The following is a 15,236-nucleotide window of genomic DNA, read 5'->3' as shown; positions in this document are numbered from 1 at the left end:
GTACGGGGGCCACGGCGGGGGCGGCGTCGGCGGGCTTGCCCACGACGATGACGCTTCCGTCCCGGTCGGCCGCGACGGCGGTCGTCGCCGGATACGCCACGGCCGCGACGGCGGCGGCGAGGACGGTGGCGGCGGCGAGACGGGACGTGACGGACACGGGGTGCCTTTCCATGGCGGGCGGCTCGGTCGGCCGCCGGTCCCCCGGCGGCCGCGTCCCTTACGTTACGGACGTTTATCCGCCCCACACCTCGACTGTCCGACCATTCTCGTCTCGGCCGAAAGGATGACGGGGACCCTCCCGCGTCATACCAAAGTGCGGCTCGGCGGGGTCGGGGGCGGGCCGCCGGAACCCGCGCCGGCGCTGGTCCGTCCGGGTGCGGACGGCCGCGCGTACGGGTGAGGACCACGCGGTACCGGCCGGGTCGGGCGGTCGTGGCGCGGGTCGCGTGGTACAGGCCGGGCGCGCGGTGCGGGCCGGGCGGGTCCGGTCACCGGTCCGGCGGCCGGCTCAGCCGCCGAGGCCCGCGGCGGCTGAGGCGATGTCCGCGGCGAAGGTGCTCACCTCGGTGTAGACGCCGGGGTAGCCGGGGCGGGCGCAGCCGTTGCCCCAGCTGACGATGCCGACCTGGATCCAGGCGCCGGCGTCGTCCTTGCGGAACATGGGGCCGCCGGAGTCGCCCTGGCAGGTGTCCACGCCACCGGTGTCCATGAGGCCGGCGCAGATCTCCTCGCCGGGGGTGAGGCTGTCGCCGTAGGCGCCCTGGCAGGTGGCGTCGTCGACGTAGGGCACGTCGGCCTTGAGCAGGAAGCGCTGCTGGCTGCCGCCCTCGCGGTCGGCGCCCCAGCCGGCGACGGTGAAGGTGCCCTGGTTGTAGGCGGTGGTGTCCGCGGTCTTGAGGGTGGGGAGGTCGAGCGGTCTGGCGAGCTTGATCAGCGCCCAGTCCTTGCCCTTGCCGTTGTAGCCGGGGGCCTGGAGGACCTGGGTGGACTTGACCTTGACGGCCTGGGAGGACTGCAGGTCGACGACGCCCGCGGTGGCGGTGATGGAGGTGTTGGCGCCGCTGCCGTTCACGCAGTGGGCGGCGGTGAGGACGATCTGCCGGGTGTAGAGGGCTCCGCCGCAGCCCATGGACAGCCGCACCATCCACGGGAACTCGCCCTGCGCGGCGCGGACGCCGCCGACGACACCGGGTCCGGGCTCCGCCGCCTGGGCGGTGCCGGGCTGGAGGCTGAGCGCGGCGAGGGCGACCGCGCCGACGGCCGTGCATCTCCTGAGCGCTTTGAGGTGGTTGCGCAACGCTCTTCCTTTCGTGGGAGGTTGTGCGCATCGCGCGGATGAGCGGGCTGAGGGGGCGGTGGGGTGCCGGGCCCTCCGGGTCCGGGCGGCCCTCCTCGGCCTTGTTGGGCTCATGACAATGCGCGTTGCGATTATCGGGCCGGGGGACGGCTGCGACCTAGCCGCCTTTTCGGACAGTCGAGGCAGCGGTTCCGCCCCTACAGTGGAAAAGCAGCGCCAACCTCAGGGGGTGGTCACGCGTGGGCTCGGACGGCATCGCGATCCAGCACGGATTCCCGCACGCCGGGACCGTACGGTCGGCGATCACGGCGCTCTACCGGCGGCTCTCCTACGACGGCGTCCACGCCTTCGGCGCCAGCGTCCTCCCGGTGGACGTGGCCTTCTCCGACGACGAGGACCCCTACCTCGGTGTGCAGCGGGTCGCCCGCGAGATGGTGCGGCACCTGCGGCTGCCGGACGCCCGGATGATCGTCAGCTTCCGCGACATGCGGCACGCCGGGAGCGTGGAGCTCGCGGCCGGGCCGGAGTACTTCATCGAGCTCAACTCCCGTTTCAAGGAGCACCGCAGGGACGTCGGCGCCGCCCTCTCCCACGAGGTCATGCACGTCTATCTCCACCGGCTGGGGCTGGAGTTCCCCGGCACCCGGGACAACGAGATCCTCACGGACACCGCCGCCGCGTACCTGGGGGCGGGGTGGCTGCTGCTGGACGCGTACCGGGAGTCGTCGGCCGCCACGCAGAAGCTCGGGTACCTCACCCCGGAGGAGTTCGGGTACGTGCTGGCGAAACGGGCGCTGGCCTTCGGGGAGGACCCCTCGCCGTGGTTCACCAGCCCACAGGCGTACGAGGCGTACACCCGGGGGCGGGAGCGGGCCCGCCGCGACGAGCGGCGGCCGCCGCTGGTGGGCGCGGGCCGGCTGGGGCGGCACCGCTACGCGCGGGACCGGCGCGCGCGGGCCGCCTCGGCGGACGCGGGGTACGCCTTCGAGGGCGCGGGTCCCTCGAAGGTCCTCTTCGACTGCCCCACGTGCTGTCAGCGGATCCGGGTGCCGGTGCGGGGGCATCTGCGGGCGCGGTGCGTTCTGTGCCGGACGGAGCTGGAGTGCGACACGTAGGGATTCCCGGGGCTCCGCCCCGGGCCCCCGGCCGCTACTGCTTGCCCCACCACTTCCTCAGGACCTGCTCCGCCGGCTTCCCGTGCGGCGTGTACGCCAGCCGTTTCGCGGTCTCACCGCTGTCGGGCCAGTCGTCCCACATCCACCAGCACACCCCCGCCCACCACGGCTTGCCCTCGAAGGTGGCGAACAGGGCCTCGTAGGCGGCCGCCTGTTCGGCGTCGCCGTCGCGCTTGCTGACGGTCCAGGAGTACGGGGCCGTGGTCGTGCCGCGCTGGCTGACGTAGCCCGCCTCGGTGAAGAGGATCTTCCGTTGCTGCCGGGCCGAGAACGCGGCGAGCTCGTCCACGATGGGCCGCCAGGCGTCCCTCAGCCGGGCCGGGTCCGCGGTGGCCTTGTCGGCCAGCGGCCAGTAGGCGTCGATGCCGATGACGTCGAGGTCCTTCCAGAAGGGGATCTTCTGGTACTCGTCGTAGTTGGCGGCGTACGTCAGCGGGCCCTTGTAGTGCCCACGGATCGCGGCTATGGTCCTCCCCCAGCGCTCGCCGTCCTGTGAGGTGCCCGCGAGCTCGGTGCCGACCGAGAACTGCTCGACGCCGGTGTCGGCGGCCAGCTGGGCGTAGTGGGTGATGAAGCGTCCGTACGCCGCGAACCAGGCGTCGCGGTCCTTGGGCTTGATCTCGGCGCGGTCGCCGCCCTTGGTCAGGTCGACATGGGGCTTGATCATCGTCTTCAGCCCGGAGTCGTGGGCGAGCTTGATGATGTGCCGCAGGCTGTCGTCGCTCGCCGTCTCGCCCGTGGTGCGCATGGCCGAGTCGGTGACCCGGTCCTGGTACCAGGTGGGGGTGAAGGTCACCCATCGGGCGCCGGTGGCGGCGATCTGCCGAAGATACGTTTCGGCCTTGGGACCGGCGTAGTCGTCGGTGTTCCACGAGGGGAGCGTCATGCCCCGCAACCCGCTCACCTTCCTGTCGTCGGGCCGTCCGTCGCGGTCGCTCGCGGACGGGCCGGGGGTGGGGTCCTCGTCGCCGGACGACGAGCATCCGGCGACGAGGAGGACGGCCACCGTCGCCAGGGCGGCGGCCGTCCTCCTCATCGCGTTCACTTAACTCGGGCTCCTGTTCACTGAGCGAGAGCCGACGGGCCGACGAAGGTGTAGCCCAGGGCCTTGATGCCCTCGATCGTCTGCTTCAGCGGGTCCACGGCGTAGTAGGGGTGGTAGAAGAAGCTGGCCACTCCGTCGCGGACCGCCAGATTGGCCTTGGCGGAGTTGATCAGGTCGGCGGGGAGCCGTGCCGGGTGGTTGTTGTAGGGCACGGGCTCGTAGTTCCCGATGTTCTCGGGGAGCACGGTCGTACCGTAGACGTCCTTGACCGCGTACGGGAAGAACTGGCCGATGTACCGCGTGGGGTTCACCGTTCCGCCGCTCAGCGTTCCGGCGAAGTACAGCGAACGCTCCAGCCGCGCCGTGTAGTTCTGCCCGAAGACCTTGTAGTCGGTGGCCGAGGCGGCGTAGTGCGGGGTCGTCCAGAGGGTGGGCTTGGGCAGGCCGGCCGCGGTGAAGGCGGCGAAGGCCGAGGTCACCCGGGTCTGGGCCCAGACGGCGTTGTCCTCGGCGGGCGGCCCGTCGTAGACGACGTTGTCGTTGGCGTCGACGTGGGCGCGGAAGAACTCGAAGTCGTCGCCCGTGACGCCGGTGTAGGGGTTGTTGATGTTGCTGTACTGGTGGGTGTAGCCGTGGTTCATCAGGACGGCGCCGTGCTGGAGCATGTACTTCAGCGCGGAGACGACCTGCGGGGCCTGGGCCAGGGAGATCGTCTCGGCCTTGCCGTTGTTGTAGACGCCCTTGGGGTCGGTGTAGACGGGGATGACGTTGATCCCGTAGGGGATGTTCTGCGAGGCCAGGTAGTCGGCCATCGCCCGCAGCTCCGTCGGGTCGGACTTGGGGCTGATGTCCTCCAGCCGTACGAACGCCCGGTGGCGCTCGGCGGTCGCCGGGGCGAGCGCGTCGAAGAGGAGGTCCTCGAAGACGATCACGCGGTCCGACTCGGAGACATAGCTGAAGGGGATCTCCCCGACGTAGGTGAGGTTGGCCGAGCGGATCGCCCAGGGGCTGGTGGCCCCGCTGATGGAGTCCGTGGCCTGGGCGAGGGTGGTCACCGCCGGGTAGCCGGCGCCGGAGAGGGCCGGGTGGAGCACACCGCCGTCGTAGCCCGTGGGGATCTTCCGGGTCAGCGTCTGGTTCTTGTACGCGACCTGGGTGATGTTGCCGACGCCGCTGCCGTTGTCGAAGTACGAGTTGGTGGGGTCCCAGCCGTACTTCCGCTTGAAGGTCTCGATGCCCACGGCGTTGGCCATGTTCCAGATGTTGTCGCCGATCCAGTCGATGGGCTTACCGGTGTTCAGCGCGTCCTGGTAGAAGGCGGCCGGGACGGCGTCCGGGATCGAGCCGCCGTAGTAGGTCGAGCCGACGTAGATGGTGGCGGTGTACTGCTCCACCATGCCCGCCGTGTAGGCGGAGACGGGCTTGGAGGTGACGGTGCCGAAGTGGCCCGAGAGATTGGCGATCGCCATCGCGTAGAGCTCGCCGAGGTAGCCGTAGGGCCCGGTGTTGTCGTAGAGGACGAGGGCCGAGGGGCCGGCCGCGGCGGCGAGGGTCTGTACGGACGCGGCCTTGACGGTCGCCTTGGGCGCCACGGCCGGAGTGATGGTGAGCTTGTGCGCGCGGCGCTGGCGGTCGTTCGCCAGCCGGGCGGCGACCCACGCCTTGAGGTCCTTGGTGCTGGCCCCCGAGAGCGAGGCCTTGTCGACCCCCTTGAGACCGTACGAGGGGCGGGGCTTCCAGCCACCGCCACCGCCTATCGCGGCCTCGGCGCCCGTCGACAGAACGAAGCCGCCCAGTAGGGCGGCGATGACGGACAGGATGAGCGGGACCCGGGAAACCCGTGTTCTCCCCCGCGTCTTTTCCATTGTTGTTCCCCCCTGATCGGCCGGTCTTTACCGGCTATTGGCCGGCACTTCACCCGGGGCGCCTGCCGATGAGGGCGCCGGCCGCTGATGTGAAGTCCCGACAGTTGGCTGATTCTTGTGGCCCGTTAGAAGGGTGTCAATAGACAGCCTTGGTCCGGACCGTTCAATTACTCACAGCCCATTGGTGCAGACCTTCAATCCCACCCGTCACATGCGCCACGCGATCAGGCATAACTACCGGTTGGTCCACAGAATTCTCTGTTCCGATTCAACATCTCTCACCATGAAGGGTTAATTGCAGCTGGTCATCTGATACCTTCCCTGCGCACGCCTCAGCACGACGAACGAGGCGCAATCCGGGGGGAACTCATGTACGGAAAACCCGCTCTGGGGACAGTCCTGCCCATGGCCGGACTGACGGCAGCCCCAGAAGTTCTGCCGGGCATACCCTTTGCCAGGGGACTCCAGGAAGCGGCCGGTGCCGGATTCCTGCTCTACTGCGCGATAGCCGCAGCACTTCTTTCGGCGAAATTCTGGTTCGTTCTCCGGAACTCCGGTGAACGTTCATGATCACGGAGGTTCTTCTCTGGTCCAGCATCGCCATCATCGTGATGGCGGGCTGCTACAACTCCACCCTGTTCGTTCTGTCGAGACGGCGGGTCCGCCGTGATCGCGGCCCCCGCGCCGAGCGTCTCTACATCTTTCTCCTCGCCTGTCTGAACGAGGAAAAGGTGCTCTCCGAGAGCCTGGCCCGGATCACCTCGCTGCCGGCCGGGAACTTCATGGCCCTCGTCATCGACGACGCCTCCGACGACCGCACCGCCGATATCGCCCGCGCCGCCGACCCCGACCGGGTCAAGCTCCTCCAGCGGCACCTGCCCAACGCCCGCAAGGGCAAGGGCGCCGCCCTCAACGCGGGCATCCGCCACCTGCGGGACTCCGGCATCCTCGAAGGCCGCGACCCCGCCGACGTCATCGTCTGCGTCGTGGACGCCGACGGCCGCCTCGACCCCCACATCGTCCAGGCCGTCGACCCCTACTTCGACGACCCGCGCACCGGCGCCACCCAGGTCGGCGTGCGGATGTACAACCGTCACCAGGGCGTCCTCGCCCGGCTCCAGGACATGGAATTCGTCATCTACGGCGATATCTTCCAGTCCGCCCGGCGCTATTTCGGCAGCGTCGGCATGGGCGGCAACGGCCAGTTCATGCGGCTCTCCGCCCTCGACACCCTCATGAAGGACGGCAACGGCCCCTGGAGCGACTCCCTGACCGAGGACCTCGATCTCGGAGTACGCCTGATCGCACGCGGCTGGACCAACCACCACTGCACCACCGCCGCGGTCAGCCAGCAGGCCGTCCTCGACGTACGCCGGCTCGTGCGCCAGCGCTCCCGCTGGTTCCAGGGGCACCTCCAGTCCGCCGGACTGGTCCCGCTGATCCTGCGCGAGGTGCCCACCAAAGCCGCCGTCGACCTGCTCTACCACCTCTCCAGCCCGGTGCTGATCCTGCTCACCTCGCTGCTGCCGCTGTCCTTCGTCGTCGCGGTCGGCGGCACCCTCATCGGCTCGGTCGAGGCCGGGCGTCCGCTGGTGTCCCCCATGTGGATCATCGGCCCGTACATCCTGTCCTTCACCGCGGCGTACGCCTACGGCTGGGTCTACTCACGACGCGAGCGGGGGCTCGGACTCGTCCGCGCCGTCCTCCTCTCCCACCTCTTCGTCATCTACGGCTACATCTGGTTCGCGGCCGGCTGGTGGGGCCTGTGGCGCATGCTCACGGGCAAGCAGACCTGGCTCAAGACCGCGCGCACCTGACGCGCCGACTCCTCCACGCATCTCCACTCATCGGTCAAGCACGCACCTTCCGAGGGAGAACCATGTCCCCGAACGTCATCACCACGCCCGTGCGCGCCATGCTCGTCCTGGGCACGCGGCCCGAAGCCATCAAGCTCGCGCCCGTGGCCCGCGCCATGGCCGCCTCCCCGCTCTTCGAACCCGTCGTCGTCACCACCGGCCAGCACCGCGAGATGCTCCACCAGATGCTGGAACTCCTCCAGGTCCCCGCGAGCGTCGAGCTCGACGTGATGCGCGACCGGCAGGAGCTCTCCAAGCTCACCGCCCGGCTGGTGGACGGCCTGGGCGAGGTCGTCCGCACCCACCGGCCCGACCTCGTCGTCGTCCAGGGCGACACCACCTCCGCCCTCACCGGCGCCCTCGCCGCCTTCTACGAGCACATCCCCGTCGCCCACGTCGAGGCCGGGCTGCGCACCGGAGTGCTGGACAACCCCTTCCCCGAGGAGCTCAACCGCCGGCTCATAGGCCGCATGGCGCGCTGGCACTTCGCGCCCACCACCCGGGCGGCCGGCCACCTCACCGCGGAGGGAGTGCCGGCCGCCGAGGTGTTCGTCACCGGCAACACCGTCATCGACAACCTCCTGTGGGTCCTGGACCAGGGCAACGGCCGCGACCTCTTCCACAGCGACCTGCGGCGCGTCCTGGTCACCCTCCACCGCCGCGAGAACCAGGGCGACAAGATGCGCGCCATGGGCAGGACCCTGCGCCACCTCGCCGACCGGGGCGACGTCGAGATCGTCCTGCCGCTCCACAAGAGCCCCGCCGTCCGCGAGGCCCTGCTGCCGGAGCTGTCCGACCACCCGGCCGTCCGGATCGTCGAGCCGCTGGGCTATGTGGACTTCTCCGCCACGCTCGCCGGCTGCGACCTCGTCCTGACCGACTCCGGCGGCATCCAGGAGGAGGCCCCCACCCTCGGCAAGCCCACCCTGGTGCTGCGCACGACCACCGAGCGGCCCGAGGCGGTGGAGGCGGGCGCGGCCCGGCTCGTGGGCACCGAACCACAGGCCATCCTGGACGCCGCGACGGCCCTGCTGGACGACGGGGAGGCCTACGCGCGGATGGCGAAGGCGGGTAATCCCTTCGGGGACGGGCTCGCCACCGAGCGGATCGTGGCACAGCTGGCCGAGGACTTCGGCGCGGACGCCGGCGCGGTGACCGTGCCGGAACCCCTGGTCGTCCCCCAGCCCGGCACTCCGGGGTCATACTCGACGGCATGACGAGAGTTCACCGGCTCCTCGCCCTCGCCCTGTTCGGCGCCGCCGTGGTGGCGGGGCTCGCCTTCGCGGTGAACGCGATCTGGGGCGGCGGGGACGGCGAGCCGGCCCGGCCGTGGGCCGAGGGATCGGTCCACGGCCCGTGGCGGTCGGTCTTCGACGGACACGGCGAGAACATCGGCCGCCACGACGGCCTGGCCCTCTCCCCCAAGCCCTCGCGGGAGCCGGGCGAGACCCACGCCGGGCTGATCGTGTCGACCCAGGAGTTCGGCGACATGAACCTCCAGGCCCGGATGCGCACGGTCGCCCAGTTGCGCACCCCCAAGCCCAATCCCTGGGAGGTGCCGTGGCTGGTGTGGGCGTACACGGACCCGGAGCACTTCTACTACATCACCCTCAAGCCCAACGGCTGGGAGCTGGGCAAGCGTGATCCGGCGTACCCCGGGGGGCAGCGGTTCCTGGCCACGGGCTCGGAGGGCTTCCCGATCGGCCGGTGGTCGGGGGTGAAGGTGGCCCAGCGCGGCGCGCACATGGAGGTGAGCGTCGACGGCAAGGGCCTGGTCGCCTACGAGGACCGGGAGCGCCCGTATCTGCGGGGCGGCATCGGGGCGTACACGGAGGACGCCCGGGTGGTGTTCAGCGACATCGCGGCGGAGCCGGCGGAATAGCCGGACGGGCCACTGCGCTGTGTCCTCAAACGCCGGACGGGCTGACGCCGGTGTCAGCCCGTCCGGTGTGCGGTTCCGCTACGCCGTCAGCGCGCGGTCGGTCGGGAGGACCGGCGCGGGCAGCGTGCTGGAACCCGTCAGGTAGCGGTCGACGCCGCGGGCGGCGGAGCGTCCTTCCGCGATGGCCCAGACGATCAGGGACTGGCCACGTCCCGCGTCGCCGGCGACGAAGACACCGGGGACGTTGGTGGCGTAGTCGGCGTCCCGCGCGACGTTGCCGCGCTCGTCCAGTTCCAGTCCGAACTGCTCGACGAGACCGTTCTGCCGGTCCGTTCCCGTGAAACCCATCGCGAGGGTGACGAGCTGGGCCGGGATGCGACGTTCGGTGCCGGGCTTCTGGTGGAGCTTGCCGTCGGTGAACTCGACCTCCGCCAGGTGGAGCCACTGGACGTTGCCGTCCTCGTCGCCCTCGAAGCGGGTGGTGGAGACGGAGTAGACGCGCTCGCCGCCCTCCTCGTGCGCCGAGGTGACCTTGTAGAGCATGGGGAAGGTCGGCCAGGGCTGGTGGGAGGCGCGCTCCTCCCCCGGCCGGGGCATGATCTCCAGCTGGGTGACGGAGGCCGCGCCCTGCCGGTGGGCGGTGCCGACGCAGTCGGCGCCGGTGTCGCCGCCGCCGATGACGACGACGTGCTTGCCCTCGGCGGTGATGGGCGAGGTGACGTAGTCGCCCTCCTGCACCTTGTTGGCGGCGGGCAGGTACTCCATGGCGAAGTGGACGCCCTTGAGGTCGCGGCCGGGCACGGGCAGGTCGCGGGAGGTGGTGGCGCCGGCGGCGATGACGACGGCGTCGTAGCGCCGGCGCAGCTTCGCCGCGTCGATGTCGCGCCCGATCTCCACCTCGGTGCGGAACTTGGTGCCCTCCGCGCGCATCTGCTCGATGCGCCGGTTGATGTGCCGCTTCTCCATCTTGAACTCGGGGATGCCGTAGCGCAGCAGGCCGCCGACGCGGTCGGCGCGCTCGTAGACGGCGACGGTGTGGCCGGCGCGGGTGAGCTGCTGGGCGGCGGCGAGGCCGGCCGGGCCGGAGCCGATGACGGCGACGGTCTTGCCGGAGAGCCGCTCGGGCGGCTGGGGGGTGACGTCGCCGGATTCCCAGGCCTTGTCGATGATGGTGACTTCGACGTTCTTGATGGTGACGGGCTGCTGGTTGATGCCGAGCACGCAGGCGGACTCGCAGGGGGCGGGGCAGAGGCGGCCGGTGAACTCGGGGAAGTTGTTGGTCGCGTGGAGTCGCTCGGAGGCGGCCTGCCAGTCGTCGCGGTAGGCGTAGTCGTTCCACTCGGGGATGAGGTTCCCCAGCGGGCAGCCGTTGTGGCAGAACGGGATGCCGCAGTCCATGCAGCGGCTCGCCTGCTTGCTGATGACGGGCAGGAGGGAGCCGGGGACGTAGACCTCGTTCCAGTCGCGGACGCGCTCCTCGACGGGGCGAGTGCGGGCGAGGACGCGGTCGGTGGTCAGAAAGCCCTTCGGGTCAGCCATGGGTCGCCGCCTCCATCATCTTCCGGTGGGTCTCGGTCTCGGTCAGACCGGCTCGCTCGGCGGCGTCCTTGGCGGCGAGCACTGCCTTGTAGGTGGTGGGCAGGACCTTGCGGAAGCGGGTCGCCGCCGTGTCCCAGTCGGTGAGGAGGCCGGCCGCGACGGTGGAGGCGGTCTCCTCGTGGTGGCGGCGCACGACGTCGTGCAGCCACCGGCGGTCGGCGTCGTCGAGGGGTTCGACGGCTCCTGCCAGTTCCTTGTTGACGTTGCGGGGGTCGAGGTCGACGACGTAGGCGACGCCGCCGGACATGCCGGCCGCGAAGTTGCGGCCGGTGGGTCCGAGGACGACGGCCCGGCCGCCGGTCATGTACTCGCAGCCGTGGTCACCGACGCCCTCGGAGACGACGGTGGCGCCGGAGTTGCGGACGCAGAAGCGTTCGCCGACGCTGCCGCGCAGGAACATCTCGCCGCCGGTGGCGCCGTAGGCGAGGGTGTTGCCGGCGATGGTGGAGTACTCGGCGAGGTGGTCGGCGCCCCGGTCGGGGCGGACGACGATCCGGCCGCCGGAGAGGCCCTTGCCGACGTAGTCGTTGGCGTCGCCCTCCAGGCGCAGGGTGACGCCGCGCGGCAGGAAGGCGCCGAAGGACTGGCCGGCGGAGCCGGTGAAGGTGATGTCGACGGTGTCGTCGGGCAGGCCCGCGCCGCCGTACTTCTTGGTGACCTCGTGGCCGAGCATGGTGCCGACGGTCCGGTTGACGTTGCGGATGGCCACCTGGGCGCGGACGGGCTGCGGTTCCTCGTCGCCGACGGTGTCGAGGGCGTCGGCGGCGAGCTTGATCAGCTCGTTGTCGAGCGCCTTGGCCAGGCCGTGGTCCTGGGCGGTGGTGCGGTGGCGCACGGCGCCGGCGGGCAGGTCGGGGACGTGGAGCAGCGGCTGGAGGTCCAGGCCCTGGGCCTTCCAGTGGCCGACGGCGCGGGTGGTGTCGAGGAGCTCGGCGTGGCCGACGGCCTCTTCCAGGGTGCGGAAGCCCAGCTCGGCGAGGATTTCGCGGACCTCCTCGGCGATGAACTCGAAGAAGTTGACGACGAATTCGGCCTTGCCGGCGAACCGCTCGCGCAGGACGGGGTTCTGGGTGGCGATGCCGACGGGGCAGGTGTCGAGGTGGCAGACGCGCATCATGACGCAGCCGGAGACGACGAGCGGCGCGGTGGCGAAGCCGAACTCCTCGGCGCCGAGGAGGGCGGCGATCACGACGTCGCGGCCGGTCTTGAGCTGGCCGTCGGTCTGGACGACGATGCGGTCGCGCAGGCCGTTGAGGAGCAGGGTCTGCTGGGTCTCGGCGAGGCCCAGCTCCCAGGGGCCGCCCGCGTGCTTGAGGGAGGTGAGCGGGGAGGCGCCGGTGCCGCCGTCGTGGCCGGAGATCAGGACGACGTCGGCGTGGGCCTTGGAGACGCCCGCGGCGACCGTGCCGACGCCGACCTCGGACACCAGCTTCACATGGATGCGGGCGGCGGGGTTGGCGTTCTTGAGGTCGTGGATGAGCTGGGCGAGGTCCTCGATGGAGTAGATGTCGTGGTGCGGGGGCGGCGAGATCAGGCCGACACCCGGGGTGGAGTGCCGGGTCCTCGCGACCCAGGGGTAGACCTTGTGGCCGGGCAGCTGGCCGCCCTCGCCGGGCTTGGCGCCCTGGGCCATCTTGATCTGGATGTCGTCGGAGTTGACCAGGTATTCGCTGGTCACGCCGAAGCGGCCGGAGGCCACCTGCTTGATGCTGGAGCGGCGCGCGGGGTCGTAGAGGCGCTCGGGGTCCTCGCCGCCCTCACCGGTGTTGGACTTGGCGCCCAGCCGGTTCATGGCGATGGCGAGGGTCTCGTGGGCCTCCTGGGAGATGGAGCCGTAGGACATGGCGCCGGTGGAGAAGCGCTTGACGATCTCGCCGACGGGCTCGACCTCGTCGAGGGGGATCGAGGGGCGGTCGCTGTTGAAGGAGAACAGCCCGCGCAGGGTCATCAGCCGCTCGGACTGCTCGTCCACGCGCCGGGTGTACTGCTTGAAGATGTCGTAGCGCCGGGCACGGGTGGAGTGCTGGAGCCGGAAGACGGTCTCGGGGTCGAAGAGGTGCGGCTCGCCCTCGCGGCGCCACTGGTACTCGCCGCCTATGTCGAGGCGGCGGTGGGTGGCGGGGATGCCGGTGGCGGGGTAGGCCTTGGCGTGCCGGGCCGCGACCTCCTTGGCGACGACGTCCAGCCCGGCTCCGCCGATCTTGGTGGCGGTGCCGTGGAAGTAGGTGTCGACGAAGGACTCGTCGAGACCGACGGCCTCGAAGACCTGGGCGCCCCGGTAGGAGGCGACGGTGGAGATGCCCATCTTGGACATGACCTTCAGGACGCCCTTGCCGAGCGCCTTGATGAGGTTGCGGATGGCGTCCTCGGGGGCGGTGTCCGGCAGGAACGTGCCCGCGCGGACGAGATCCTCGACGGACTCCATCGCCAGGTACGGGTTCACGGCCGCCGCGCCGTAACCGATGAGCAGCGCGACGTGGTGGACCTCGCGGACGTCACCGGCCTCGACCAGCAGGCCCACCTGGGTGCGCTGCTTGGTGCGGATGAGGTGGTGATGGATGGCCGAGGTGAGCAGCAGCGAAGGGATGGGGGCGTGCTCGGCGTCGGAGTGCCGGTCGGAGAGCACGATGAGCCGGGCGCCGTTCTCTATGGCGGCGTCGGCCTCCGCGCACATGGCCGTCAGGCGGGCGGCGAGCGCCTCGCCGCCTCCGGCGACGCGGTAGAGGCCGGAGAGCGTCGCGGCCTTGAGGCCCGGCAGGTCGCCGTCGGCGTTGATGTGGATGAGCTTGGCGAGCTCGTCGTTGTCGATGACGGGGAAGGGCAGGGTGACGCTGCGGCAGGACGCGGCGGTGGGGTCCAGCAGATTGCGCTGCGGTCCGAGGGAGGAGATCAGCGAGGTGACGAGCTCCTCGCGGATGGCGTCCAGCGGGGGGTTGGTGACCTGGGCGAAGAGCTGGGTGAAGTAGTCGAAGAGCAGCCGCGGCCGCGCGGAGAGCGCCGCGATCGGCGAGTCCGTGCCCATCGAGCCGATGGGCTCCGCCCCGGCCTCGGCCATCGGGGCGAGGATGACGCGCAGCTCCTCCTCGGTGTAGCCGAAGGTCTGCTGACGGCGGGTGACGGAGGCGTGGGTGTGCACGATGTGCTCGCGCTCGGGGAGGTCGGCGAGGTCGATGAGACCGGCCTCCAGCCACTCCTCGTAGGGCTGCTCGGCGGCGAGGGCGGCCTTGATCTCGTCGTCCTCGATGATGCGGTGGCTCTCGGTGTCGACGAGGAACATCCTGCCGGGCTGGAGCCGGCCCTTGCGGACGACCTTGGCGGGGTCGATGTCGAGGACGCCGACCTCGGAGGAGAGCACGACGAGGCCGTCGTCGGTGACCCAGTAGCGCCCGGGGCGCAGGCCGTTGCGGTCGAGGACGGCGCCGACGACGGTGCCGTCGGTGAAGGTGACGCAGGCCGGGCCGTCCCAGGGCTCCATCAGGGTGGAGTGGTACTGGTAGAACGCCCGCCGGGCGGGATCCATGGAGGCGTGGTTCTCCCAGGCCTCGGGGATCATCATCAGCACGCTGTGCGGGAGCGACCGGCCGCCGAGGTGGAGGAGCTCCAGGACCTCGTCGAAGGAGGCGGAGTCGGAGGCGTCGGGGGTGCAGACGGGGAAGATCCGGTCGAGGTTCTCGCTCTGGCCGAACAGGCTGCTGGCCAGCTGGGATTCACGCGCCCGCATCCAGTTGCGGTTGCCCCGGACGGTGTTGATCTCTCCGTTGTGGGCGACGAAACGGTAGGGGTGGGCGAGCGGCCAGCTCGGGAAGGTGTTGGTGGAGAACCGGGAGTGGACCAGCGCGACGGCGGTGGCGCAGCGGCGGTCGGAGAGGTCCGGGAAGAACGGCTCCAGCTGCCCGGTGGTGAGCATGCCCTTGTAGACGATGGTGCGGGCGGAGAGCGAGGGGAAGTAGACGCCCGCCTCGCGCTCGGAGCGCTTGCGCAGGACGAAGGCCTTGCGGTCGAGGGCGAGGCCGACGTTCTTCCCGTCCGTCACGAACAGTTGCCGGAAGGCGGGCATCGTGGCGCGGGCGCCGGGGCCGAGCAGCTCGGGGGCGACGGGGACGGCGCGCCAGCCGAGGACGGTCAGGCCCTCCTCGGCGGCGATGGTCTCGATCCGCGAGACGGCGGCGTCCGCCTCCCGCTCGTCGGCCGGGAGGAAGGCGATGCCGACGGCGTAGGAGCCGGCGGCGGGGAGCGCGAAGCCCTCGACGCTCTCCCTGAGGAAGGCGTCGGGGATCTGCATCAGGATGCCGGCGCCGTCCCCGGTGTCGGGGTCGGAGCCGGTGGCGCCGCGGTGCTCCATATTGCGCAGGACGGTGAGCGCCTGCTCCACGAGCTCATGGCTCGCCTCGCCGGTGAGAGTCGCGACAAAGCCCACGCCACAGGCGTCGTGCTCGTTCCGCGGGTCGTACATCCCCTGCTGGGCGGGGTGGGATGCGTGGCGCATCGGCGCTCCCGTCGTCGTCTGGCAGTCATGG

At 70.7% G+C, this 15,236-nt stretch carries 9 protein-coding genes; 4 read left to right on the top strand and 5 right to left on the bottom strand.

The window, feature by feature from the left end:
• Positions 1 to 508: 508 nt before the first annotated feature.
• Complete coding sequence (locus tag K6I33_RS04235; protein WP_229348319.1) at positions 509 to 1,297, bottom strand: serine protease; 789 nt, start codon at positions 1,295 to 1,297, stop codon at positions 509 to 511.
• Positions 1,298 to 1,536: 239 nt separating this feature from the next.
• Here K6I33_RS04235 and K6I33_RS04230 point away from each other — a divergent pair, with 239 nt between their 5' ends.
• Positions 1,537 to 2,412: a hypothetical protein gene (locus K6I33_RS04230; protein WP_229348318.1), complete on the top strand. Its 876-nt coding sequence runs from the start codon at positions 1,537 to 1,539 to the stop codon at positions 2,410 to 2,412.
• A 34-nt stretch (positions 2,413 to 2,446) separates the two neighbouring features.
• On the opposite strand, the gene K6I33_RS04225 is transcribed toward K6I33_RS04230, so the two are convergent.
• Both K6I33_RS04225 and K6I33_RS04220 read right to left on the bottom strand, forming a co-directional pair.
• Positions 2,447 to 3,508: a hypothetical protein gene (locus K6I33_RS04225; RefSeq protein ID WP_229348321.1), complete on the bottom strand. Its 1,062-nt coding sequence runs from the start codon at positions 3,506 to 3,508 to the stop codon at positions 2,447 to 2,449.
• 26 nt (positions 3,509 to 3,534) lie between these two features.
• Positions 3,535 to 5,382, bottom strand: a complete 1,848-nt coding sequence (locus K6I33_RS04220) for a DUF2334 domain-containing protein (RefSeq protein WP_229348317.1) — start codon at positions 5,380 to 5,382, stop codon at positions 3,535 to 3,537.
• 566 nt (positions 5,383 to 5,948) lie between these two features.
• Between K6I33_RS04220 and K6I33_RS04215 the strand changes: the two genes are divergently transcribed.
• The 3 genes from K6I33_RS04215 to K6I33_RS04205 all read left to right on the top strand — a co-directional run bounded on the left by K6I33_RS04215 (position 5,949) and on the right by K6I33_RS04205 (position 9,120).
• Positions 5,949 to 7,199, top strand: a complete 1,251-nt coding sequence (locus tag K6I33_RS04215; RefSeq protein WP_229348316.1) for a glycosyltransferase — start codon at positions 5,949 to 5,951, stop codon at positions 7,197 to 7,199.
• Between the two features lie 62 nt (positions 7,200 to 7,261).
• Positions 7,262 to 8,455 carry a non-hydrolyzing UDP-N-acetylglucosamine 2-epimerase gene (gene wecB / locus K6I33_RS04210; protein WP_229348315.1) on the top strand — a complete coding sequence of 398 codons (1,194 nt, stop codon included), beginning with the start codon at positions 7,262 to 7,264 and terminating at the stop codon, positions 8,453 to 8,455.
• A complete protein-coding gene (locus tag K6I33_RS04205; RefSeq protein ID WP_229348314.1) occupies positions 8,452 to 9,120 on the top strand; it encodes a calcium-binding protein in 669 nt (222 codons plus the stop codon). The genes wecB and K6I33_RS04205 overlap by 4 nt, the downstream gene beginning before the upstream one ends.
• 78 nt (positions 9,121 to 9,198) lie before the next feature.
• Here the strand turns inward: K6I33_RS04205 and K6I33_RS04200 are convergent, their stop codons facing one another.
• Positions 9,199 to 10,659 carry a glutamate synthase subunit beta gene (locus K6I33_RS04200; RefSeq protein ID WP_229348313.1) on the bottom strand — a complete coding sequence of 487 codons (1,461 nt, stop codon included), beginning with the start codon at positions 10,657 to 10,659 and terminating at the stop codon, positions 9,199 to 9,201.
• Positions 10,652 to 15,205, bottom strand: a complete 4,554-nt coding sequence (gltB, locus tag K6I33_RS04195; RefSeq protein WP_229348312.1) for a glutamate synthase large subunit — start codon at positions 15,203 to 15,205, stop codon at positions 10,652 to 10,654. Before gltB ends, K6I33_RS04200 begins: the two co-directional genes overlap by 8 nt.
• Between the last annotated feature and the right edge of the window lie 31 nt (positions 15,206 to 15,236).

Source organism: Streptomyces sp. UNOB3_S3 (assembly GCF_020740895.1).
Lineage (GTDB): Bacteria > Actinomycetota > Actinomycetes > Streptomycetales > Streptomycetaceae > Streptomyces.
This window is presented reverse-complemented; position numbering and strand designations above follow the sequence as displayed.